We start from the raw sequence: 23,114 nt of genomic DNA, 5'->3' as shown, positions 1-23,114 counted from the left end.
GGAGATTCAGCTCAGTGCGGCCCGCACGGCCGTAGTGAAAGCGGAGACGGCTGGATGCCTGCCCGCGCCCGCGCGACAGGCGATGGTCGTGGTGCGGGCGATCGGAAGTCGGACGAGGTGCACGCCGGGCGGGGGTTCGGTGGCGCTGAGTTCGGGGACGAGGGCGACGCCGTGTCCGGCGGCGACGAAGGCGAGCACGGTGGTGAAGTCGTCGACCTGGTGGTGGACGCGCGGGGTGAATCCCGCGGCTTGGCAGGCGCGGAGGGTCATGGTGTGGCAGCGGGTGCCCGCTGTGGCCACGATCCAGGGTGCGTCGCGCCAGGTGTCGAGGGTGGCGTCGGGGGTCGCGGTGTCGGCGGCGAGGAACATGGCTTCGCGGTAGAGCGGTTCGGTGTGCACGCCGGGTTCGGGTGGGAACGGGACGAGGTCGTAGTCGTGGACGAGGGCGACGTCGAGTTCTCCGGCGCGCAGTGCGGCGGCGACGCGGGCCGGATCGAGTTCTGTCACAAGGGGTTCCAGGCCGGGGTGGGCGGTGCCGAGCCTGGTGAGGGTGTCGGGGATGAAGGCCTGGGTGGCGCTGGGGAAGGCGCCGATGCGCAGCGGTCCGGTGAGTCCGGCTCTGGCGGCGGCGAGGTCGGCCTCGGCCTCTTCGAGTCGGGCGAGCACCGCGTCGGCGTGGGCGACGAGGGTGTGTCCGGCCGGGGTGAGCGTGACTCGGCGTCCGGTGCGTTCCAGCAGGGCGACGCCCGCTTCGCGTTCGAGCGCGGTGAGTTGCTGGGAGACCGCGGAGGGGGTGAAGGCGAGCGCCTCGGCGACGGCGGCGATGGTGCCGCGCCGGGCGAGTTCCCGCAGCAGCCGAAGCCTGCGCACGTCGAGCATCAGTTCAGCTTACGTTCAGCAGTACAAATGCGAACTGGTTCTTAATCTCTGGGTGCGGCACGCTGGCGGTATGCACCGATTCCGAGGAATTTTCGTACCGCTGGTCACGCCGTTCACCGACGACGGCGCCGTGGCGTGGGACGCGCTGGAATCGCTGGCGCGCGCCGTGCTCGACGCGGGCGCGGTGGGTCTGGTGGCGTTGGGCACGACGGCCGAGGCGGCGACGCTGGACGCCGAGGAGCGGCGCGGGGTGATCGACGTGTGCGCCGGGGTGTGTGCGTCGGCGGGCGCGCCGTTGATCGTCGGGGCGGGCGGCAACGACACCCGCGCCAGCCTGGCCGGGTTGGTGGAGTTGGCGGCGTGGCCGCAGGTGGCCGCGGCGCTGGTGCCGGTGCCGTACTACACGCGGCCGTCCGAGGCGGGGGTCGTCGCGCACTACGCTCACCTCGCGGCGAATTCGCCGGTTCCGTTGATCGTGTACCACATTCCGTATCGCACCGGTCGTTCGTTGAGCGCGAGCACACTGCGGGAGCTCGCTGCCCTGGAGGGCGTCGTCGGTGTGAAGTACGCGGTCGGCGGTGTGGATGCCGACGCGGTCGAGTTGCTCGCCGATCCTCCCGGCGACTTCGCGGTGCTCGCCGGAGACGACGCGTTCCTTTCGCCGCTGCTGGCGTTGGGCGCGGCGGGCGGCATCGTGGCGACCGCGCAACTGGCGACAGAGCGTTTCGTCGCTCTCGAAAATGCTTGGCGCACTGGAGATCTCGTGTCGGCGCGGGCGATCGGCGGGCAGCTGGCCGGGGTGGCTGCGACGGCGTTCGCCGAGCCGAATCCGACTGTGATCAAGGGCGTGCTGCACGCACTGGGACGCATTCCGAGCCCGGCGGTGCGGTTGCCGCTGTTGCCCGCCGCGGCGGAATCGGTGGATCGGGCGCTGGCGGCGCTGGGCGCGGTGCCGGAGCTGGTTGCCCGATAGATCAGCGGGTCGGGGCGGTGCGCTCGGTTCCCCCGGTCGGGGCGGCTGACACGTCGTTCGCCGTCGCCGGAGATAGCCGATTGCTATTCTGGCGGGGTCCGGTGTGGCAACCGCACGGAGCGGAGGGCGTTGTGCACGATCGTCGCGGCGCGTTGCAGGAATACTTGTTGCGGACCCAGCCCCGGACCGTCGATCGGGGGCGGATGGCGATCGTGGAACGGGAGCTCGCCCGCGTCGTGCGCGCAGGCGTTCCCGGCGCGGTGGTCGAATTCGGTTGTTACCGAGGCGGAATGACCGCGTGGCTGCGCGCGGTGCTCGACTCGGTCGGCGCGGATCCTCCGGTGCACGCCTACGATTCGTTTCGCGGGCTGCCCGCGCCGGGTCGCCACGACAGCGACTATCTGGCCGAGGGCGAGTTCGCGGCCTCGATCGGCGAGGTGGTGACGCTGCACGAACAGTTCGGCTTGCGCCGCCCGCACCTGCACGCGGGCTGGTTCGCCCACACCGTGCCCGAACAGCTGCCCGCCCGAATCGCTTTCGCCTACCTGGACGGCGATCGCTACGAGTCGACGCTGCTGTGCCTGCGTGCGTGTCTGCCGCGGCTGGCGCCGGGCGCGATTCTGGTCTTCGACGACTACGCCGACCCCGCCTCCCCGCCCGACCGCGCCGTCGCGCAACCCAAAGCGCCGGGCGTCATGAAAGCGTGCCAGGACGTCTTCGGCACCCCACTGGCGGTCACCGTCGTCTCCGCGGACCCGACCTGGACCCTCGGCGTGTACCGGCACGCGATCCCACCAACCGTCTCCGCCGCCGCGTCCAGCGAAGCCGCGCGCTAAGTCAGGTGCGTTTCACCCCAACGATTCTGCCGTAGTGGACTACCAGGTGAGGACGGGTTTGACGGTGCGGCCGTCGCGTTGGTGCTCGAGTGCGGTGTCGATGTGGGTGTGCGGGTAGTCGACAACGAGCCGATCGATCGGGAACCGGCCTGCGGCATGGAGTTCGAGCAGGTGGGGGATGAAGGTGTGTGGGTCGGCGTCGCCCTCGAGGCAGCCGCGGATCGTCTTGCCGCCCAGGACGATATCGCGCACGTCGATGTCGGGGACGCCCGCGCCGAGTCCGACCGCGACGACCGTGCCGCCGGTCGTCAGTGCCGCCGCCGCCTCGGCGAGCACGCCGGGGTGTCCGGTGGTGTCCAGGGCGTGGGTCGCGCCGCCGCCGGTGGTTTCGCGGACGGCGGTGACGGTGTCGTCGGTCGTCGGATCCAGCGCGGCGGCGGCGCCGAGTTCGAGTGCCAGTGCGCGGCGGGCGGGGTTCGGCTCGATGACGACGATGCGCTCCACACCGGCCGCGCGCGCGGCGAGCAGGGCCGCCATCCCGACCGCGCCCGCGCCGTAGACGACGAACTGGTCGTCGGGCGCGGGTCGCAGGGCATTGAGCACCGCGCCCGCGCCGGTCTGGAATCCGCACCCGAGCGGCGCGGCGACGACCGGATCGGTCGCCGGATCGACGACGACGGTGTTGTCCGGGGTGGTCAGCGCGTAGCCCGCGAAGCTGGACTGGCCGAAGAACCCGTCCCGCACCGGCGTACCGTCCGCGGTGACGCGTGGGGAGCGGTCCGCGCGAGAACCGAACTGGTTCAACGCGATCGAGCGATGACAGTAGGCGGGTCGACCGCCGCGGCAGTTGGCGCAACTTCCGCAATGGCGGAAGGTCAACACGACGCGATCGCCCGGCCGCACAGTGGTGACCTCGGCGCCGACCACCTCGACCACTCCGGCGCCCTCGTGCCCGAGCAGCAGCGGCCGAGCCGGTCCGCCCGCGGCGCGGGTGACGAGATCGGTGTGGCAGATGCCGACCGCCTGCACCCGCACCAGGATCTCCCCGGCGCGCGGCGCGTCGATCTGCACGGCTTCGATGGAGAACGGCGCGGCCGGGTCGCGGGACAGGACCGCGGAGGTGGTCAGCACGCGGCGACCCGTTCGAGCAGGAAGTAGAAGTGCGCGCCGTCGGCGAGCACCAGGTCCGGGTGGCCGTTCATGATGCCGAGCAGCGTCGAGTCGTCGAGTGGTTTGAAGTGATCGAACACCGGCTTGCCGTCGTAGACCATCGTCGCGGTCACCTCGCCGCGGAACTCGACGTTCCACAGCGACGCCTCGCCGTTGCCGAGTGTCTTGTTCGAGAACAGCGAGTTGTCCTCGGCGCGGCAGATCAGCGGCTCGGCGTGGGTCAGCGAGCGGAATCGCTTGCCGTACCAGCGGCTCGCGAGCAGTGCGCGGCAGAGCGGATGCCCGGTCTGGAACGCGGCGCCGCGCCATTCGCCGAGGATCTGCTCGGCGCGCACCGTCGGCAGACCCGCCCACAACTCGTCCAGCTCGTGGGTCGACACCCCGGATTCTCGCGCGGCCAGATCCTGCCAGGACGCAGTGCTCATCGTCGGTCGCCTTTCGAAGTTGCAGAACCATCTGGTTCGCGAACCATATCCCGAACCAAATGGTTCGGCAAGATAGGATTCCGGGCATGCGCGCAGCAGGCCACGCCACCAGGGACCGAATCCTCGCCGCGGCCAAGGAGGAATTCGCCCGCCACGGGGTCGCGGGCGCCAGGATCAACCGCATCGCGACCGCCGCGCGCGCCAGCAAGGACCGGCTCTACGCGTACTTCGCGAGCAAGGACGAGCTCTACGCGGCGGTCACCGAACAGTGGGCGGGGCAGACCACCGACGAGACCGCGCTCGACGCCGCGGACCTGCCGGGATACGCGGGCCGGCTGTTCGACCACTACCTGCGACACCCCGACAACGCCCGCCTGCAAACCTGGGCCGAGATCGAACACACCCGCATTCCCGAGGCCGAGGGCGCGGTGCGCCGCGTCATCGCCACCAAGATCGGCGAAATCGAACGCGGACAACGCGAGGGCCTGATCACCACCGACTTCCAGCCCGTCACGCTCGTCGTCATGCTCACCGATCTGGTCCGCACCGCCGCCGTGCACGCCGCGCGGGCCGAGCAACCGCACAGCGTCGCCGAACGCCGCGCCGCGGTGGTGCTGGCCGCGCGGCGCCTGGTCGCCCCGTAGGAATCGCACCCCGCGAATGCTGGGTGTTTGCCGGGAACCGGAGATGGGCGCCAACGGCCGGGCGTAGACTCGCCGGATCGCTCCGTGAACATCCACTGCGAGGTGATGTCACATGGTCGACACAGAGGTGCTCGTCGTCGGCGCCGGTCCGGTCGGACTGACCGCGGCCATCGAATTGGCCCGGCGCGGGGTGCGATGCCGGATCATCGACGCGGCCGTCGAACCACCGCGCTACGCCAAGGCGGTCGGCGTCCAGCCGCGCACGCTCGAAGTCTTCGATGGCATGGGTGTGCTGCGCCAGGTGCTCGACTCGTCGATCCTGCTGCGCGGCCAGATCGTCTACGTCAACGGCGCCGAGGTCGAGCGCGTCGCGTTGGCGCTGCCCGCCGACATTCCGTACCGATTCGTCGGGCTGCCGCAATACGAGACCGAACGGATTCTGCGCAAACGTCTGGCGACCACCGGAACGCGCATCGAACGCGGCACCACGCTCACCCATTTCGAGCAGGACGATTCCGGCGTGCACATGGTGCTCACCGACGAGAAGGGTGAGCGCCGGGTGCAGGCGCAGTATCTGATCGGTTGCGACGGCGCGCACAGCGTCGTGCGCAAAGGGCTGGGGCTCGCCTTCGAAGGCGCGGCGTTCGCCGAGGAATACATGCTCGGCGATGTCGAACTGGACTGGTCGATGCCGCGCGGGTACGGCATCCGATCGATGCACCGGACCGACGGCGTCACCGACGATCTGCTGGTGTGCGTCCCGCTGCCCGGCCAACGCCGGTACCGAGTGTCGATGCTGGTGCCCGAGGAACTCGCGACCGCGCCGCGGACCGGTGCGGCCGTCGAGCACGGCTTCGAAGGCGCGCACGCACCCGAGCTGCACCACATCCAAGCCGTGCTCGACCGGCTGGCGCCCGAACCGGTCACCGCGTCGAGCCTGCGCTGGTCGTCGGTGTTCCGCATCAGCCACCGCATCGTCGATTCCTATTCACGCGGAAGGGTTTTCGTCGCCGGAGACGCCGCCCACATCCATCCGCCCACGGGTGCGCAGGGCATGAACACCGGCATCCAGGACGCGCACAACCTCGCCTGGAAACTGGCACTGACCCTCGGCGGGGTCGGGTCCGCGGACCTGCTCGACAGCTACGACGCCGAACGAAGACCGGTTGGCGAGGAAGTGGTCGGCCGCACCGTGCGCAGCGCGCGCGAAGGCATCGGCGCGGGGGAGACCGACCCGGATCACGTCCTCCGCAGGGAAGCCCAACTGCTGATCGACTACTCCGGCAGTCCGCTGACCAGCCACCCTCCCGACGACCAGCCCGGCCCGCGCCCCGGACACCGCGCCCCCGACGCGGACGGCCTCACCCGAGACGCCGTCGCCTACCCGATACGCCTGTTCTCCCTGCTCGGCCGAACCGACCACACCGTGCTGCTCTACCTCGACGACACCGCGGGCCCCGAGTCGCCCACCACCGTGTGCGCCCTCACCGACGCCGCACGCCGCGCCACCCACGGAAAAGTCGACCTCTACCTGATCACCACCCCCACCGCCGATCCCGAAGCCTCGACGCTACCGGTCATCCGCGACCGTGACGGCGGCTTCGCCCGCGCCTACGGCGCAAAAGGATTGGCCGCCTACGTCATTCGGCCCGACGGTTACCTCGGCTTCGCCGAACACGACCCCACCCCGGAGGACCTGACGAAACACTTCGCGCAGATCTTCCGCTGAACCGCTCGCGAAGGCGCTGCGCCACAAGGCAATCAGGCGGGCGAATGGCGGAGATGGTTCTCGGCCAAGGCCGTTGATCGCCACCGGCAGTCGATCGGCTCGGCAACAGGCTGATTCGGTCAGTGTTCGAAGACGCTCACGTCGCCGGGCTCGGTCTCGAGCGCTTCACGGTCGAAGATCAGCAGGGCGAGGAAGAAAAGCCCGCCGGTGACGAGCAAACCGACCACGATCAACACCGGCACCACCGCGTCCTCGGGCGTCACCAGCACGATCAGCGCGACGGCCGACCACAGCAGCGCGGCGATCGCGACGGGCAGCTCGAAGCGCCCGAGGTCGAACGCGCCCTTCTTGCGGTCCAATCGTTTGCGCACCGTCAGATAGAGGACGATCGTCGCGCCGTAGATGAGGGCGGGCAGGATCGTCGACGCGGTGATCAGCTCGAGCAGCGCGTCGCCAGGCAGCGCGACCATCAGGACGACACCCAGGCAGAAGATCAGGATTGTCGCCGGGACCGGCGTACGCGTGCGCGGGTCGACCCGTCGCATCAGCCGGTGCGCGGGAAATCGGGCGTCGCGCGACATCGCGAAAACCAGGCGCGAGCACGCGGCCATCACCACCATCCCGGCGCCGAAGAACGCGAAGGTGATGGCGACCAGCAGAACCCGCTCCATCACCGGCCCCAGCTGATCGCGCATGATCGCCGCGACCGGCGAACCGCTGGCGCTGACTCTCGGGATGTCATCGATCGCGACGGTGAGTGCGATCACGAACAGCAGGCCAAGCACCCCCGCCGCCACGACCGACCCCACGATCGCGCGCGGAACGCTGCGATAGGGATCCTTGGCTTCCTCGGCCAGATTCGCCGCCGCGTCGAAACGGACGAGGGTGCCAAGACCCATGATCATCGCGATCATCAGGCCACCGCCGACCGCGAAATAGTCGGGGGCGTTCTCGGTGACCCCGCGCGAGGTCAGGTTGTCGGTCGTGCCGTCGCCGGTGACCGCCACGGCGACGACCAGCGCGATCGCCACCACAACGACGAGCACCAGTTCCAAGCCCACCGCGGTCGCGTTGATCATGCTGACGATGCGCGTCGAAGCGATCGCCAGCACCGCCTGGACGAGCAGCACCGCGAGCGTGATCAGTCGAGCAGTGCCCTCATCCGGCCGCATACCGAGCAGCGGCATGAACGCCTGGCTGGCCAGCGCGTTGTCCACCGCCACCACGGCGACCGCCAGATAACAGAAGGTCAGCCAACCGAACCCCCACCCGATCTTCGGGTTGGCCAGCCGCGAGGCCCACTGGTAGGACGAACCGCTGAGCGGTATCCGCGCGGCGAATTGCGCCACCACCAACGCCACCAGCGCCTGCCCGACCGCGGCCGCGATCCACAACCAGATCCCCACCGGCCCCGCGTTCAGCAGCACGTCGTCGTAGGTCGCGAAGATGCCGACCGCCACCGAGATGAACGCGAACGAGATAGCGAACACCTGAAACGGACCCAACGTCCGTTTCAGCTCCTGCCGGTAACCCCCGAGCTCCACCGAACTCGCACCGCTACGCGCGGGCACATCGGCATCCGCCACCTCGCTCACCTCACTTCTCTCGGAAGGAGCCCACCGACCTCGCGGCCGCAGGACCGAATCGTCGTCCGAATCGCGCTGGTGATTTCATGCTCGGGATACCGATGAAACCCTATTCTCGCGCGCTCGATCGCGAAACCGGCCCAATGCCCTTGCCGTGAGCTGCCGGTGCCGCAGTGGTGTCCCGAGTAAACTGCGAGGTTGCTGATGGTTTTGCGCGGGGGTCGGCACTAGCACGGGATCGAGTCATGCAAACCCACACCGACGAAATCGCCGACGGTGTCTATCGCATCTCCACCTACATGCCGGAGATCGGACCGACCGGGTTCACCTTCAATCAGTTCTTCGTCGACGCCGACGAACCGCTGCTGTTCCACACCGGTATGCGGGCGCTTTTCCCGTGGTGTCCGCTGCGATCGCGCGGATCCGGCCGGTCGAGCAGCTGCGCTGGATCACCTTCGGTCACGTGGAGGCCGATGAATGCGGGGCGAGGTGATCGACCTGGGCAACCGGCGGGTACAGCATCTCGACACACCGCACGCACCGCACAATTGGGAGGCGCGGGTGCTTTACGAGCAGACCACCGGTGTGCTGTTCTGCGGTGACTTGATGACACAACTGGGCAACGGTCCTGCCTTGACCGACACCGACCTGGTGGAACCGGCCACGGTCGCCGAGGACGTCTTCCACGCGACCTCGCTCGGACCTGCCGTGCCTACCGCTCTGCACAGGCTGGCGCAGCTGCGACCGACCACGCTGGCGATCATGCACGGTTCGAGCTTCAGCGGGGACTGCGCCACAGCACTGCGGGACCTCGCGACGGTCTACGAGGATCGGCTGAACGAGTCAGGCCCCGAGGGGCGACCCCACGGACCGGAATCGCCCACGTAGGGCACGGTTCACGCGGTAGTGCGGTACGGGTTCCTCGGTAGCGTCAGCCGCATTTCGAATTCCAGGCGCGGGTCATCGGGAGAGATAGCGCCTGCTACGCCGGTGCGGCGGAAACCGTGGCGGGAGTAGAGGCGTTCAGCGGTGGTGTTGCCGTCGGAGACCTCCAGGTGGATGCCGCGGTGGCCGGTAGCGATGGCCCAGTCGACGACCGCGCGGACGAGGAGATCGGCCACGCCGGTGCCGCGTGCCTCCGGGTCCACCCACATCGAGATCAGATGTGCGGCATTGCTTTCCGAGACCGCGCCAATAGTGCCGAGATCGTGATCGCCTGCGGTGGCGAGGAATTGGGTGCGGGCGGCGAGCAGTTCGCGCCAATCTCGATCGGTGCGGGCTTGCGCCGAGGCAAGGGTGGAGCCGAAGGCGTAGGGGGCCTCGGCCAGGGCCAGTAGCCGGATACGGCGGAAGCGGCGCCAATCGTCAGGGCCGAGCCGATCGACGCGGACCGACTCGATATCCATGGCGCCCATCATCCCCCATCGCGGCAGACCAGCAGGCGGTGCAGCGTTACGCTGCTGCGATGGAACGCCGCTGTTCAGCCGCCTCCTACTGCCGATGGTGCGGGTGCCCGCTCGACAACCCCGGTGCCCGATTCTGCCGCCCGAGCCACAAGACGCAGAACCGGCGCCAATGGCGCCGACAAGCTGAGAACGGGCCCTGCCCGGTTCGGCGGCGCACCGCCTATCCCGACCGCGGCGCAGCTCTCAACGACCGCGCTGATACCGGACTTGTGCCACGCCGATGCGTCTGCGGCGCATGGCATCTGGTGTCCACGGAGAACCCGCACTGTCAGTGGTGCGGCAACACGCTCACGGATTCCGAGCGCGCCTACTGCGACAAGCGTTGTCGGCGGCGGCGAGAACGGAAGCGACTCCGAGATCGCGGGCGACCGGTACTCATTTGCCCGACACCCAGCAAACGCGGATTCGCCGCTCCTGGCTCCGCCATCTACGCGGCCCGGCAGTTCACCCAGCGGAAACTGAAGTCCATCCATTACCGGTGCGTATGCGGCGCCTACCACATTGCGAGGGGCTGATCAGGTCGGGCGACCCCGGAGCGATAGTGCGCGAAAGATTCGAATGGATTGGCAGGCAACATGTTTGAGTCTTGGGTCGTAACTCTGCGTGATAGTCTCTCTCCGTCGAGGTGGGAATGCCATGGAGCGAGGAGACGAATCGATGCCCTCAGCACGCCGATTCGACGAGCTCTCCCGGCACCCCGCCTACCCGATGATCCGAAGCCTGGTCGGCCGATACGTCCGCGAGTGCATCGCCGACCCGCGGGCCACCCAGAAGAATCGTTGGAGCGTCTGTGCCCTCCCTATCACTAATCGGACCAAGGGAAACCGCAGGCTACTAACCGTAAGCTGTGGCCCACAAGAGGTCTTGTATGTTCGCGAGGTGATCGGGCCCGACGGTGCGGTTCGCATCGCTGTCGCCTGCAATATCGCGCCGCCGTCCGACCGGCCTGCCTCGGCCCTGACCTTTGTCGGCGAGAACGTCACCGGAGGGCCGTCGTCAGAGTACCGACGGACCGTTTGGACGTGGCAATTCGATCTTGTGAGTGATGTCGCCGAACTTCGCGGACCCATCAGCACTACGGAGTTCGAGACCTTGGCTCGCAGTCTCACTGTCGAACTGATGGAATCGAATACACCTTACGGTCGTCACCACAACGCTAATTTCGCCGAAGATCTGCTCTCCGATCTCACCGGGCAACGCAGCGAAATGCGCAATTAGCGGTCCGGTCGAATCGGCCACCCTGGCAGTCGCTTTCCAGAGTGGCCTCCTGAATTCGAGTGCGCAGGACTGGCGGCGGCGCCCACGCACCGATCTGATTCGGTGCGCGCTACGGTGCCTGGAAGCCGCCGATCTTCTGTTCGAGCAGTTCGGCCAGTCGTAGCGGGGTGCGGTCCTCGAACATCGGACCGATGAGCTGCACTCCTACCGGCAGGCCCTCGGGTGAGCGGCCCGCCGGTATGGCGGTGGCGGGCAGGCCGGGCATGGTCGCCACACCGGCCCAGACGAGCTGGTCGAAGTACGGGTACTCGACGCCGTCGATGTCGATGTGCCGGTCCTCCAGACCTCCGTTGTGATCGTGCGGGAAGGCGGGAGTGGGCGTGATGGGGCACACCACGGCATCGAACTCGCCGAAGAGCTGCCGCCAGCGGTGGCGGTGGAGTTCGCGGCGGCTGTTCGCCTCGACCCAGTCGCGGTGGCTGAGCACCATGCCGCGCAGCCGCGCCGCGTCGAGACTCCGGTCCTCCGCGCTCAGGGCGGCGGCGCGGGTCCGTAGCTGTTCGTAGACGTCGACGGAAAGACCTGCGGCGGCGTTCGACAGCATCAGCAGCATGTAGATCGTCGCCGCTTCGGCCGGATCGGGCAGCAGCGGACTGCGCCGTTCGACGCGGGCGCCCTCGTCGACGAGCGCCTCGGCGACCCGGTTCACACCCGCCCGCACCGCCGATCCGGTCGGAATGAGCGGATGGTCCTCGATGATCAGAACCCGGAAATCGGACAGCCGCTCATGGCGCGCGGGCGGCAGTGCGACGTCGTAGGCGACGCCGTGGGTCAGCGGGTCCGGTCCGGCCATCACGTCGAGCAGCAGCGCGAGGTCGCGGGCGGTGCGCGCCATCGGGCCGACGACGGCGAGGTCGAGATCGATCGGCAAGGCCGGCGCGGGTGGCGCGACCATGCCGCGGGTCGGCGCCAGCCCGAGTGTCGGCTTGTGCGCGTAGACACCGCAGAAATGCGCGGGAGTGCGCAGCGAACCGGCGAGGTCGGAGCCGATGGACAGCGCGCCGAACCCGGCCGCAAGGGCCGCCGCCGATCCGCCGGAGGAACCACCCGACGTGCGGCTGTGATCCCACGGATTGGTGGTGGTGCCGTAGATCTCGTTGAAGCTCTGGATATCTCGCAGCATCAACGGCACATTCGTCTTACCGAGCACAACCGCGCCCGCGGCCTCGAGCCGCGACACCTGTAGCGCGTCCTCGGCAGGCACATGGTTCCGATGCATCGGCATGCCCCAGGTCGTGGGCAGCCCGGCGATGTCGTAGGACTCTTTGACCGTCACCGGTATGCCGAGCAGCGGCCGGTCCTCGCCGCGGGCGCGCGCCTGGTCGGCACGGTGTGCGGCGGCCCGCGCACGGTCGAAGGTCCGCACACAGATCGCGTTGATCACCTTGTCGTCGCGCTCGATACGGGCGATCGCTTCGTCGGTCAGTTCCACCGAGGTCACGTCACCGGCACGCAATGCGGCCGCGAGCTCTTCGGCCGACCGAAAACTCCACTCCATGAATTCGACGCTATTGCTCCGCCGCAGCGGACATAAAATGCCGCTTCGCGCAAACGGGAAATTAGAACGGGTGACCTACAGCGCAAATCAACGCACTCGTTTTGGCATATCCCAGGTTGCGGTGTCGGCAGTCGACTCGATTGGCGCAGGCCATGAAATGCTGTTTCGCACAACGGGATAGATCTCACAACCGCTACCGTGTTCCGCTTCGGCCGCAGACTTTTCGACCGGCTACCGGTCATGGCGACGTGCGGTGAGATCGGCGCCGGCCCGGAAATTACGGAGACGTGCCCACGCCGAGGTCACCAGCTTGCTGACCCTCCATCGAATGACAAGGGCGCCTGGGCAGGAGCGTTCACTTCTGCTCCGACCCGGCCAGCTCCAGGCGGGGCCAGCCGGCTAGGTCGGTGAGCATCTGCCGGTCGTGGGTGGCGACGACGACTGCGCATGCCGTGGAGTTCGGTGCCTGGGTGAGCTCGTCGACCAAGGAGGCGGACAGGTGGTTGGTGAGCTCGTCGAGCATGATCAGGTCGGGCTGCTCGGCCAAGCACATCGCGAGGTGCAGGCGCCGCTGCTGGCCTTGGGACATGCGTGTCACCGGGGTGTGCAGCGCGGTCGCGTCCAGCAGGCCCAGCCTGCTGAGCGAGGGCGCATACCCCTTCATGCCTCGGGACTGGAGCCGGTCCACGTGCGCCTGGTAGGCCCGGTAGGCGGTGTGCTCCGGGTTCCAGGCGGGAACCTCCTGCGACAGCAGGACCACCCGCGCGTCGTGGTGGATCCGCAGGGTGCCCCCGGTGAGTCGCACCTGCCCGGCCAGCACGCCCAAGAGGGTGGACTTGCCCGCCCCGTTCGGGCCGGTCAGCAGCAGTCGGTCGCCACCGTTGATCCTCACCTCGACCGGCTGGCACAGCCGTCCGGAGACAGTGAGGTCCTGCCCGTGCAGGACCGGACGTCCGGCCCGGGTTCGCAGGTCGGGCCACGACAGGCTCCGGGGCGGCTCGGGCACGGTGATGCGGTGCCGCTCGAGGTCTTCCACGCGCCGGTTGAAGGCCTGGACGACCCCGGCGGCGCGGGTGGCGCGCTGGTGCTTGCCGGTGCCTTTGTCCGGGCGCCAGCCCGTCTGCAGGCGCCCGCGAGCCTCCTCGGCGGTCCTGGTCAGCTGGGCGTGCTCGGCCTGCTGGGCGGCGTGCTCCTGCTCCCACCGCTCCCGCTCACGGCGACGGCCCTCGACCCAGCCGTCGTAGCCGCCCGTGTACAGGCGAGGCAGACCGTCCCGACTCGGGTCCAGGTCCAGGAAAGCCGTGGCGACCTCGCGCAGTAGCGCTCGGTCGTGGCTGACCACGGCCACACCTCCGGGGTGCTCACGCAGCCTGCGTGCCAGGAAGTCCAGGGCGGCGGCGTCCAAGTGATTGGTTGGCTCGTCCAGCAGGAGCAGATCGGTGCTCGAGCCGAGCACGACCGCAAGGCGCACCCGGTAGCGCTGCCCGACCGACAAGGTCGCCAGGCGCCGGCCGCGGTCGGTGCAGGCCCCCAGACCTTCCAGGGCGACGTCGACGCGCCGCTCGGCGTCCCAGGCATCCAGCGCGGTGGCGGCCTCCAACGCCTGGGCGTACGCGTCCGCTGCACCGGGCTTGCCCTGGGCAAGGGCCTCTGTGGCGCTCTCGAGCAGGTCCAGGGCGGTCAGGGAGTCCCCGACGGCTTCCTCGACCAGATCACCGACGGTGCGCTCGTCCGCGACATGCAGGGTCTGCTCGACCAGCGTGCGGGTCCCGGTGCGCGAGACCGTGCCCGCGTCGGGCGTCAGAGTGCCTGCCAGCACGTGCAGCAGTGTCGTCTTGCCCCGTCCGTTCTCGCCGACGATGGCCAGGCGAGAACCGGCCGAGACCGTCACGTCGGCGCCGGACAGGACCATGCGCTCTCCCAGACGGACCACGACGCCCTCGGCGCGCACATGCGCAGCAGCGCCGGCAGGAAGATCTCGAGGCAGGACAGAAACAGGGGAAGTAGTACGAAGCATGCGTGTTCTCTCAGCTCGTCATGGAGCCGGGCAGCACGCGAGGCCGCCCAGCACAAGGCCAGGACGGCGGGCGAGATCAGTCGGGTTCGGCCGCCGTCAGCGGCGGAACCAGGGCTTCATACAGAAAGACACGGCCGAGAGTCTACGAGTAGGCACCGAGCGGGCGCGAGGGAATTAATCGCGGCGCGCCCCAGCATCGGGATTCAGCATCGCCGCCGCGGTGGCCAGGTCGATCTCGGCGCCGGTGGTCAGCGCGTACAGGGCGTACCCGATCGGGGAGGCGTCCCACAGGTGCGCCGCCTGGGCCGCCAGGCCAGGGTGGACGTGCCCGCCCGCCTGCTCGTACGCGGCGAGGGTGACCTGCAACATCTCCTCGCCCGCGGCGCCGTACTGGGCGGACAGGTCACGGGCGGGATCGTCCACGCGAGCGGTGCTCCAGTCCAGGACTCCGGTGATCGCGCCCGCCTCGTCGAACAGCACGTGCGCGGGGTAGATCTCGCCGTGGGTCAGCACAGTCCGCTCGGGCCAGCAGGTTTCGTCTTCGAGCCATGCCTGCCACGCCTCGGTCAGGGCGGGTGAGACAGTGAACGCCTCGCTCACGCGGGCGATGTCGTCCCGCCACGCCTGACGTACCCGATCCGAGGTACGGACCTCGACGCCCGCGGCTTCGGCCTGCTCCGGGGTGATGGAGTGCAGACGGGCCAGCAGGCGCCCCAGGCGATCGGCGTAGTCCGGGCTGGCAGGGTCCATGTGCCAGGTGGGCTCCCCGGCGTCGGTCAGGGTCAGGCCCGGTGCGCCGGGCAGCGCCGGGTAGGCGATCAGCTCGGGAGAGCGGACCTGCCAGTCGGGAACCGCGACGCCATCCTCGGCCAGGACGGGGGCGACCAGGTCGAGAACGCGCGCCTCGGCGGCCATGCCCTCGGAGACATCGGCGCGACGCGGTACCCGCAGCACCCACCTCTGGCCGGTCGCGTCGGAGGCCATGACGACGCGGTAGTCCAGGCCCGCCTCGTTCACGGTGGCGTCCTGCGCGGACAGGCGCGGGCCGTGGGTGACGGCCAGAGCGATGACGTCATTGATCGTGTTCATGGGACCACGCTCTCACCTTCGCCTAAGCCACTTCCAGTTCTTTCGTTCATCAGCCACCGACGTCAGGTCCAGACGCGGGGCTTCCCGGCGACGTAGCCCGAAGGCGTACGATACGGACGCTCCCAACCGGCCGACATTGCGCGCGTTCGGGGCCGACACTCACAGACCGAGTTTGGTTACGGCGTTGTCTTCCAACGGGTTTGCCGTGCGGATGTAGCCGTGCACGGTGCGTGGGTTGGACCAGCGTCCCTGGCGCATGATTTCGCGGTCGCTGGCGCCGCCGAGGGCGGCCTGGGTGGCGAAACCCGCGCGTAAGGAGTGTCCGGAGAAGAGGTTCGGGTCGAGACCGGCGCGGGCGGCATAGCGTTTCACCAGTTCGGCGACGGCCCGACCCGACATCGGGCGGTCGCCGATGCCGCCATGGCGGGTGATGGTGGGAAACAACGGTAGATCGGGGCGCTGGGCGAGGGGAGTGCCGGTGAAGCTGTGGCAGCGGTGGACGGCGGTGTCCGGTGCGGGTGCGGCGCAATGGTCGCGCAAGGCGAGTGGGCCTGCGGCCGTGTGGATTTCGAGGAGCCGGACCCAGGCGGCGTAGGCGCAGACCGGGCAGGTGTGCGGGCGTTGCCCGCGCGGCAGGGCGACGCGCTGTTCGGCGGCGCCGGTCGGATCGGTCTTGGTGGTCGGCAGGTGCACGAGCAGGACCGGTTCACCGGTCACGTGATCCACGCTCACCCGGACATCGGCAACACACAATCCGGCCAGTTCGCTGCGGCGCAACGCGCCCGCGAATCCGATCAGCAAGGCCAGCGCGTCGCGGCGGCGGGCGGGTTCGGTAGGCCAGCCGGGCTCGGGCAGACCGGCGAGCAACTGATCGAGGGTGTGCAGCAGGATCGGACGCTTGCGCGACGGCGGGGTGCGCCGGGTGCGCCGAATGCCACGCAGTGTCAGGCGAACCACGTCGGAGCGGGTGGGGGAGGGCAGCCCGTTGGCGGCGTGCACCGCGGCGATCGCGGCCGACTTGCGCTCCAGCGTGGCCGGACCGAAGGCCCACTCGCCGTTCGGGCGTCGCGCGTCGGCGGCGGCCGCCAAATAGACCGCGACATCGAGCGCGTCGGCCGGAAGTGCCTGGCGCCCCTCGGTCGCACACCATCCGGCCCACGAGATCCAGTCGGTGCGGTAGGCGCGCACGGTGTTCTCCGACTGCGACGCCTCCAGGTAACGGCGCAGCGAACCGGCTTGGACGTCGTCGAAACGTTCGCGCACCAACCGCAACGCCGCCGCGTCGACGAGCACGCTGCGCACACCGCGCCGCAACTCGCTGCGCACCACCTCCGGCAGCGCGACGACACTGTCCTCGTTCACGCGCCACCACGCAGAACAGACTGCCGCCGACCGAAATTCATCGTTCCAGCCTATGCGCTGCGACCGGCTCCGTGACACACCCGATGCATCGTGGCGCAAAGCATTCGGCGAACGCCGGCCCCGGGAATTGTCGGGCGCGATCAGAGGTTCTGTCCACGCGGACAACCGCGCAGCCGCCCGAACGGATTTCGGGCCGGAAGGGAACGGGTATGAAGTTCGCCGTCAGTTACAGCAGCGCCCACTTCGGGACCGATCCGGATCGGATCGTCGCCTACGCCCGCCACGCGGAGGCATGTGGATTCGAGGGCCTCTACCTGCCCGAACACCTGGTGCTGTTTCCCGGCGCGCGACTGCACGACGTCGAGGTCCCGCCGACGCTGCCGTTCCTCGACCCGCTCGACACCCTCGCCTACGTCGCCGCGGCGACCGATCGGCTGCTGCTCGGCACCGGTGTGCTGCTGCTGCCCTACCGGCATCCGGTGGTGCTCGCCAAGCAGCTGGCGACCATCGACGTGCTGTCCAAAGGCCGAATGCGTTTGCTGACAGTGGGATTGGGTGTCGTACCCGAGGAGGCCGCGGCGACGGGCGTCGACTACCGCGCCCGCGGGCGACGCGCCGACGAAGCGATCGACGTGTTGCGTCTGCTGTGGGCGGGCGGTGAAGAGGGCGTCAGCTTCCACGGAGAGTTCTTCACCTTCGACAACCTCGTGCAGTACCCCAAGCCCTACCAGGCGACGACCCTTCCCATCCACGTCGGCGGATCGAGCAAGGCGGCCGCCCGCCGGGTGGGCCTGCGCGGCGACGGCTACTTCGCCGGTGGCGCGCTGGTCCCACAGGAACGCATGACGCAATGGGAGCTCGCACGCTCGACCGCCGAAGAAGCCGGACGCGACCCCGACGCACTCGAATACACCCGGTGGAGCGGCATCGACATGACCGACGAACGCCTCGCCGCCTTCGCCGCACAGGGCGTCACCCGGGTGGTCATCAGCGCCACCGCACCGGACCCCGCCGAACAACTCGACGAACTGTCGCGCTTCGCCGAACGATTCATCGCCGCGCGAAGCTGACCCAGGCGCCTTGGCGCCCCCGGCGATCACTGCCGATAAGTCGCCAGGAATCGCCCGATGCGTTCGATGATCGCTTCGAGGTCGTCGGCGTGCGGCAGGGTGACGATGCGGAAGTGATCGGGCCGGTGCCAGTTGAACCCGGTGCCCTGCACGATGTGCAACTTCTCCTGGAGTAGCAGATCCAGCACGAATTTTTCGTCGTTGTGGATCGGATACATGTCCAGGTCGATGCGCGGGAACGCGTAGATCGCGCCCTTGGGCTTGACGCAGGAGACGCCGGGAATCGCGTTGAGCGCTTCCCAGGCGCGGTCGCGTTGCTCGCGCAGCCGTCCGCCGGGCAGGACGAGATCGTTGATGCTCTGGTGTCCGCCGAGCGCGGCCTGAATCGCTTGCTGCGCGGGCACATTCGCGCACAGGCGCAGCCCGGCCAGCATCGTCAAACCCTCCAGGTAGTTCTCCGCGTGGTGGGTGGGACCCGACACCACCAGCCAGCCGGACCGGAATCCGGCGGCCCGATACGCCTTGGACAGGCCCGAGAACGTCAGGCACAGCAGGTCGGGGGCCAGCGCGGCGGTCGCGGTGTGGGTCAACTCGTCGTAGTGGATCTTGTCGTAGATCTCGTCGGAGAAGACCACCAGATTGTGGCGGCGGGCGATCTCGAGGATCTCGCGCAGCACCTCCGGCGAATAGACCGCGCCGGTCGGGTTGTTCGGGTTGATGATCACGATCGCCCGGGTGCGGTCGGTGACCTTGGCGGCGATGTCGTCCACGTCGGGGAACCAGTCGGCGGACTCGTCGCAGACGTAGTGCACCGGACGCCCGCCGTTGAGCGTGGTCGCCGCCGTCCACAGCGGGAAGTCCGGCGCGGGAACGAGCACCTCGTCGCCGTTCTCCAGCAACGCCGTCAGTGCCATCATGATCAGTTCGGAGACGCCGTTGCCGAGGAACACCTCCTCGACATCGACGTCGTCGACACCGAGGGTCTGGTAGTACTGCACCACCGCGCGCCGCGCCGAAAGCAAACCCTTGGAGGCGGAGTAGCCGCTCGAGGCGGGCAGCGTGCGGACGATGTCCTGCAGGAGTTCGGCGGGCGCCTCGAAACCGAACGGCAGCGGGTTGCCGGTGTTGAGCTTCACGACGTGATGGCCCTCGGCTTCCAGCCGCGCGGCGTGCTCGGCCACCGGGCCGCGGATCTCGTACGACACGCCAGAGAGCTTGCTCGACTGCTTGACCTGCATGAACATCCCTTTCAGTGCGATTGCCGCACACTCTACTTGGTTTTTCCAAGTATGCACTTGGATTTTCCAAGTGATTCGTTACAGTGGGATGGTGCCACGCCGAAGCTATGACCACTTCTGCGCCGTGAGCCGCGCACTCGACGTCGTGGGCGACCGGTGGAGTCTGCTGGTGGTCCGCGAACTGTCCTCGGGCCCGCGCCGCTACAGCGATCTGTTCGCGGACCTGCCCGGGATCAGCACCGACGTGCTGGCCGCCCGGCTCAAGGACCTCGAGCGCGACGGCATCCTCACCCGCCGCCGCGTCGGCCCCCGCGCGGCCACCGCCGTCTACGAACTCACCGAGTCCGGCCGCGGCCTGCGCCCCGTACTCGCCGCGCTCTCTGCTTGGGGCGCACCGCTGCTCGGTGAACGTGGCGCCACCGACGCCGTGCGCGCGCACTGGTTCGCCCTGCCGCTGGGACGCGCCGTCGCCGAGCTGATCGCCGAAGGAGTCGTCACCGTCCACATCGGCGAGACCACCTTCCACTACGTGGTGACCAGCGCGGGCATCAGCCACCACGACGGCCCCGCCGAGGCGCCGGACCTCGAACTCCACTTCGACCTGGCCGCCGCGACCGAGGTGGTCATGGGCACGCGCTCCCTTGTCGCGCCGGCGAACCGCTGACCACCCGTCGTAGCCCTGCGACACGGCTCGCCGCCATTGCGTTGCTCGCGCCAATAGCCAATAGCCAATAGCCAATAGCCAATAGCCGAGAGGCGCGCGGAGCCGAACCCGCAATCGCATTCGTGCGCACCCTACGTCGAACAGACTGCGCCGCAGGGCTGTTCGGGAATCGAGGTCAGCTCGCGCGCTGCATCCTGGATGATCGCGGCGAACTCGCGCGCAGCGTGCGCGGCCGAACTGGCGGGTGCGCAGACCTCGGTCGACCGCGCGACCAGTACATCCGTCGCGGAGTCGTCGCCGGTCCGCTCCTCGCGACCCCGCGATCGCCGCTTCGCAGCATCCCTCATGGCCGTGTGTCCGATCGGCGAAGCGTGCGAAATCGCGTGCACCGCAGCGGAATACGGAGATGTCTGTTGACGCGGTTACCCGGTACGCAGGTCCAGGGTGCCGAACTCATGGCTGGACCAGATGCGTCGGGAGCGTTGCTCGGGATAGGGCCGAGTAGTCGGTGTGGCGTCGTAGACGCGGGTGGTTCGGGCGTGCGGATCGTAGGGTGCCCAGCCGGGTTCGCCGGTGGTCGCGAAGGTCACCCAGTCGGTGCGCATGTCGGCGGAGACGTGGGTGATCTCCTTCACGGCGTTCGGGTGGGCGGACCGGTGGGCGCGCACCTCGTCGGCGCCGAGTGTGCCGAACACGAGCAGGAAGTCGAGGCAGTGCGAGGCGCCCTGCTCCCGGTTGAAGCTCCAGTGGAGTTCGTAGAGCCACACGGGTCCGCCGCCGGCGTGGGCGGCGTCGGCGAGGTGCAGGCTGGGCATGCGAAACAGCCAGTCGGTGTTGAGGAGTTCATACCGTTGGCTCGGGGTGGCGTCGGGATAGGCGGTGCGGTAGTCGCGGTCCGCGGTCGGCGCGAGATGGTCGAAGGCTGCGGTCATTCGCGCATCGGTCGGCGCGCCGCCGGGACGGGAAGTGTAGAGCCGGAATTCGTCACGGGTGTGCCCCACGAGCAGGTCGATGTCACGCGCGGCGCCGCGGGCGAGTGCGCGCCACGGTGCCTCAGGGAGCAGGATGCCGTCGACGACGGGGGAGAACGGCGTCGGTGTCAACGCCATGGGGCCCCACGATTCGACGAAGTCCGGCATCTTCCGGATCACCGCCGCCGTCGCGTCGGTCAGTGCCCGTGGCGGGATTCGGGCGAGCTCGTCGACGGTGGCCTCGGCGCCGAGTTGCGCGGCGATAGTCGTGGAGATCGCGGCGGCGAGCCGTGCGGAGAAGTAGGTGCCCGGCATGCTCTGACTGATCGCACGACGAAACAGTCCCGCCGCCGACGGCATGACGAGCAGCGCGGCGATACACGCGCCACCGGCGGACTGACCGAAGACGGTGACGTTGTCCGGATCGCCGCCGAAGACGGCGATATTGTCCCGGACCCACCGCAGCGCGGCGATTTGGTCGAGAATGCCTCGGTTGTCCGGGGCTCCTGCGATGTGGGCGAAACCTTCTGCGCCGACGCGATAGTTCATGCTCACCAACACCACACCGGACGCGGCGAGCTTCGCACCGTCGTAATGCGGGTTGGCGCAGTTGTTTTCCAGGTACGTGCCGCCCTGGATCCACACCATCACCGGTAGGTGCGCGGCGCCGGGGTCGGGGGACCAGACGTTGAGGGTCAGGCAGTCCTCGGAACCGTCCTCGGTGCGGCCGGACACCGAAGACATCACCGAACCCCTGTTCGTCGCTTGGGGAACCGCCGGACCGAACATTACCGCGTCATGAACGCCATCCCAGCGCTCGGCCGCCACGGGTGCCGCGAATCGTCGTGGGCCGAATGGTGGGGCGGCGTAGGGGATTCCGCGGAATACCGCGACGCCGTCCTCCCACCTGCCACGAACGACTCCGGCTGCCGTGCGGACTCGAGATTCGATAGTCACTCGGTCATGTCTACCCCTCGAACCGTCGGGGTGCCGACTGCCGCACACCGTGCCACTGAGAGCAGCGGCGGCTACGCGCTCGGTGTCGTCACGTTCTCGTTCCGGGCTCGCAGCAGGGCGGGGCGGTGTGCACCGTCCTTCGGCCAGTGATGGGAGCCGGGCTTGTTGGCTTCGGTCACCAGGTGCTTGACGCTGGCGGCGCAGGAGAATTCCTTGAGCTTGCGGCCCATGAACCCGGTGAAGTACAACCGCTTCGCCGTGTCGTCCTTGTTGAGGAATTGGAAGATCCCGGCGCCGCGGCCGAAGCTGAAGCACATGGCCTGGAATGCCAAGTCGATCGGTGCCGGTTGCTCGTCCGCGATCCTGGCCAGCAGCGTGTCGGCGGCGTGGGCGCCCATGCAGCCTGCGACGTAGGCACTCATCCGGAACGGCAGGTCCGAGGGCGCCGACGCGTCGCCCGCCGCGATGATGCGATCGCTGTCGATGCTGGTCAGCGTTTCGTCGGTGAGCAGCCGCCCGGCGGCATCGGTACGCAACCCGCTGCGTTCGGCCAGATCGGGCACATCGAAACCCGCGGCCCAAATGGTGACCCCACTCGCCAGGGTGCGGCCGTCGCGGAGTTCCACGGTTCCCGATCCCACCGCGGCGACCGACGTATCCGGGCCTTCGATCACCTCGACGCCGAGTTCGGTGAGGTATTTGCGTGCTGTGCGCCGCGCGCTGGGATGCAGGTACGGGCCGACGACAGCGCCGCAGACCAGCCTGACACTGCGACCTTGTTCCGCGAGTTCCGCGGCGGTCTCGATACCCACCGGCCCGCCGCCGACGACCGTCACCGTTGCCGTCGCAGGCGTGTCGAAGAGCACCGACCGCAGCCGTTGAGCGGCCTCCAAAGTCGCGACGGGATAAGCGAATTCGGCCGCACCCGGCACGCGTGGTCCGCCGGTGAAGCTGCCTACCGCGTAGATCAGGTAGTCGTAGCCGATGCTGCCGCCCTCGGCGAGGGTCACGGTGCGCCCGGTCGCGTTGATGCGCGTCGCGTTGTCGACCACCAGCTCGACGCCCTCGGCGAGCACCTCTTGGTAGTCGACCACCGCATCGTGGGTGCCACCCACCAGCTGGTGCAGCCGCAGCCGTGGTACGAAGACCTGCCGCGGATTGATCAGGGTCACCGCCACGTCGTCGCGCTGCCGCACCCGATTGGCCGCCATCACTCCGGCGTATCCGCCGCCGACCACTACTACCTCGATGTTCTTGCCCAT

The 23,114-nt window shown here is 68.8% G+C and carries 19 protein-coding genes and 1 pseudogene; 8 read left to right on the top strand and 12 right to left on the bottom strand.

The features are described 5' to 3' along the window. Positions 1 to 6 precede the first annotated feature (6 nt). Entirely contained in the window at positions 7 to 879 is an 873-nt protein-coding gene (locus NAM01S_RS01240) for a LysR family transcriptional regulator (RefSeq protein WP_067778123.1), read from the bottom strand. Between the two features lie 70 nt (positions 880 to 949). On the opposite strand from NAM01S_RS01240, the gene NAM01S_RS01235 reads away from it, so the two are divergent. Both NAM01S_RS01235 and NAM01S_RS01230 read left to right on the top strand, forming a co-directional pair. Further along, positions 950 to 1,852 (top strand): 4-hydroxy-tetrahydrodipicolinate synthase family protein, encoded by a 903-nt coding sequence (locus tag NAM01S_RS01235; RefSeq protein ID WP_067778122.1) that lies wholly within the window; start codon positions 950 to 952, stop codon positions 1,850 to 1,852. A gap of 131 nt (positions 1,853 to 1,983) precedes the next feature. Then, a complete protein-coding gene (locus NAM01S_RS01230; protein ID WP_067778353.1) occupies positions 1,984 to 2,688 on the top strand; it encodes a TylF/MycF/NovP-related O-methyltransferase in 705 nt (234 codons plus the stop codon). 39 nt (positions 2,689 to 2,727) lie between these two features. Here NAM01S_RS01230 and NAM01S_RS01225 read toward each other — a convergent pair whose 3' ends face one another. After that, complete coding sequence (locus tag NAM01S_RS01225; protein WP_067778351.1) at positions 2,728 to 3,816, bottom strand: NAD(P)-dependent alcohol dehydrogenase; 1,089 nt, start codon at positions 3,814 to 3,816, stop codon at positions 2,728 to 2,730. Further along, positions 3,813 to 4,283: a DUF4334 domain-containing protein gene (locus tag NAM01S_RS01220; protein ID WP_067778121.1), complete on the bottom strand. Its 471-nt coding sequence runs from the start codon at positions 4,281 to 4,283 to the stop codon at positions 3,813 to 3,815. The genes NAM01S_RS01225 and NAM01S_RS01220 overlap by 4 nt, the downstream gene beginning before the upstream one ends. Positions 4,284 to 4,369: 86 nt before the next feature. Between NAM01S_RS01220 and NAM01S_RS01215 the strand changes: the two genes are divergently transcribed. Next, positions 4,370 to 4,927, top strand: a complete 558-nt coding sequence (locus tag NAM01S_RS01215) for a TetR family transcriptional regulator (RefSeq protein WP_067778120.1) — start codon at positions 4,370 to 4,372, stop codon at positions 4,925 to 4,927. Positions 4,928 to 5,039: 112 nt separating this feature from the next. Continuing rightward, positions 5,040 to 6,656 carry an FAD-dependent monooxygenase gene (locus NAM01S_RS01210; protein WP_067778119.1) on the top strand — a complete coding sequence of 539 codons (1,617 nt, stop codon included), beginning with the start codon at positions 5,040 to 5,042 and terminating at the stop codon, positions 6,654 to 6,656. A gap of 119 nt (positions 6,657 to 6,775) precedes the next feature. Here the strand turns inward: NAM01S_RS01210 and NAM01S_RS01205 are convergent, their stop codons facing one another. Next, a complete protein-coding gene (locus tag NAM01S_RS01205; RefSeq protein WP_253798106.1) occupies positions 6,776 to 8,242 on the bottom strand; it encodes an APC family permease in 1,467 nt (488 codons plus the stop codon). A 245-nt stretch (positions 8,243 to 8,487) separates the two neighbouring features. On the opposite strand from NAM01S_RS01205, the pseudogene NAM01S_RS01200 reads away from it, so the two are divergent. After that, positions 8,488 to 9,130, top strand: a pseudogene (locus NAM01S_RS01200) (MBL fold metallo-hydrolase). An 8-nt stretch (positions 9,131 to 9,138) separates the two neighbouring features. Here the strand turns inward: NAM01S_RS01200 and NAM01S_RS01195 are convergent. Next, positions 9,139 to 9,648, bottom strand: a complete 510-nt coding sequence (locus tag NAM01S_RS01195) for a GNAT family N-acetyltransferase (protein ID WP_067778348.1) — start codon at positions 9,646 to 9,648, stop codon at positions 9,139 to 9,141. Positions 9,649 to 10,587: 939 nt separating this feature from the next. Here NAM01S_RS01195 and NAM01S_RS01190 point away from each other — a divergent pair. Next, positions 10,588 to 10,926, top strand: a complete 339-nt coding sequence (locus NAM01S_RS01190) for a hypothetical protein (protein WP_157107537.1) — start codon at positions 10,588 to 10,590, stop codon at positions 10,924 to 10,926. A gap of 109 nt (positions 10,927 to 11,035) precedes the next feature. On the opposite strand, the gene NAM01S_RS01185 is transcribed toward NAM01S_RS01190, so the two are convergent. The 4 genes from NAM01S_RS01185 to NAM01S_RS01170 all read right to left on the bottom strand — a co-directional run bounded on the left by NAM01S_RS01185 (position 11,036) and on the right by NAM01S_RS01170 (position 16,952). Continuing rightward, positions 11,036 to 12,484, bottom strand: coding sequence for an amidase (locus NAM01S_RS01185; RefSeq protein ID WP_067778117.1), 1,449 nt, complete (start codon positions 12,482 to 12,484; stop codon positions 11,036 to 11,038). A 355-nt stretch (positions 12,485 to 12,839) separates the two neighbouring features. Next, the gene (locus NAM01S_RS01180) at positions 12,840 to 14,501 is read right to left on the bottom strand and encodes an ABC-F family ATP-binding cassette domain-containing protein (protein WP_067778116.1); all 1,662 of its coding nucleotides are present in this window, start codon (positions 14,499 to 14,501) and stop codon (positions 12,840 to 12,842) included. 174 nt (positions 14,502 to 14,675) lie between these two features. Beyond that, on the bottom strand, positions 14,676 to 15,590 hold the full coding sequence (locus NAM01S_RS01175) for a macrolide 2'-phosphotransferase (protein WP_067778115.1): 915 nt from the start codon (positions 15,588 to 15,590) through the stop codon (positions 14,676 to 14,678). Between the two features lie 159 nt (positions 15,591 to 15,749). Then, positions 15,750 to 16,952 (bottom strand): site-specific integrase, encoded by a 1,203-nt coding sequence (locus tag NAM01S_RS01170; RefSeq protein ID WP_067778114.1) that lies wholly within the window; start codon positions 16,950 to 16,952, stop codon positions 15,750 to 15,752. A 209-nt stretch (positions 16,953 to 17,161) separates the two neighbouring features. Between NAM01S_RS01170 and NAM01S_RS01165 the strand changes: the two genes are divergently transcribed. Next, a complete protein-coding gene (locus NAM01S_RS01165; RefSeq protein ID WP_067778113.1) occupies positions 17,162 to 18,022 on the top strand; it encodes a TIGR03619 family F420-dependent LLM class oxidoreductase in 861 nt (286 codons plus the stop codon). Positions 18,023 to 18,048: 26 nt separating this feature from the next. Here NAM01S_RS01165 and NAM01S_RS01160 read toward each other — a convergent pair whose 3' ends face one another. After that, entirely contained in the window at positions 18,049 to 19,266 is a 1,218-nt protein-coding gene (locus tag NAM01S_RS01160) for a pyridoxal phosphate-dependent aminotransferase (protein ID WP_372511591.1), read from the bottom strand. A gap of 82 nt (positions 19,267 to 19,348) precedes the next feature. On the opposite strand from NAM01S_RS01160, the gene NAM01S_RS01155 reads away from it, so the two are divergent. After that, on the top strand, positions 19,349 to 19,924 hold the full coding sequence (locus tag NAM01S_RS01155) for a winged helix-turn-helix transcriptional regulator (protein ID WP_084482243.1): 576 nt from the start codon (positions 19,349 to 19,351) through the stop codon (positions 19,922 to 19,924). A gap of 422 nt (positions 19,925 to 20,346) precedes the next feature. On the opposite strand, the gene NAM01S_RS01145 is transcribed toward NAM01S_RS01155, so the two are convergent. Both NAM01S_RS01145 and NAM01S_RS01140 read right to left on the bottom strand, forming a co-directional pair. After that, the gene (locus NAM01S_RS01145; RefSeq protein ID WP_067778111.1) at positions 20,347 to 21,852 is read right to left on the bottom strand and encodes a carboxylesterase/lipase family protein; all 1,506 of its coding nucleotides are present in this window, start codon (positions 21,850 to 21,852) and stop codon (positions 20,347 to 20,349) included. A 71-nt stretch (positions 21,853 to 21,923) separates the two neighbouring features. Next, complete coding sequence (locus NAM01S_RS01140) at positions 21,924 to 23,114, bottom strand: NAD(P)/FAD-dependent oxidoreductase (protein WP_067778110.1); 1,191 nt, start codon at positions 23,112 to 23,114, stop codon at positions 21,924 to 21,926.

This window comes from Nocardia amikacinitolerans NBRC 108937, assembly GCF_001612615.1.
Classification (GTDB): Bacteria; Actinomycetota; Actinomycetes; order Mycobacteriales; family Mycobacteriaceae; genus Nocardia; species Nocardia amikacinitolerans.
Note: the sequence above shows the minus strand (reverse complement) of the source record. Positions and strands in the feature narration are given on the sequence as shown.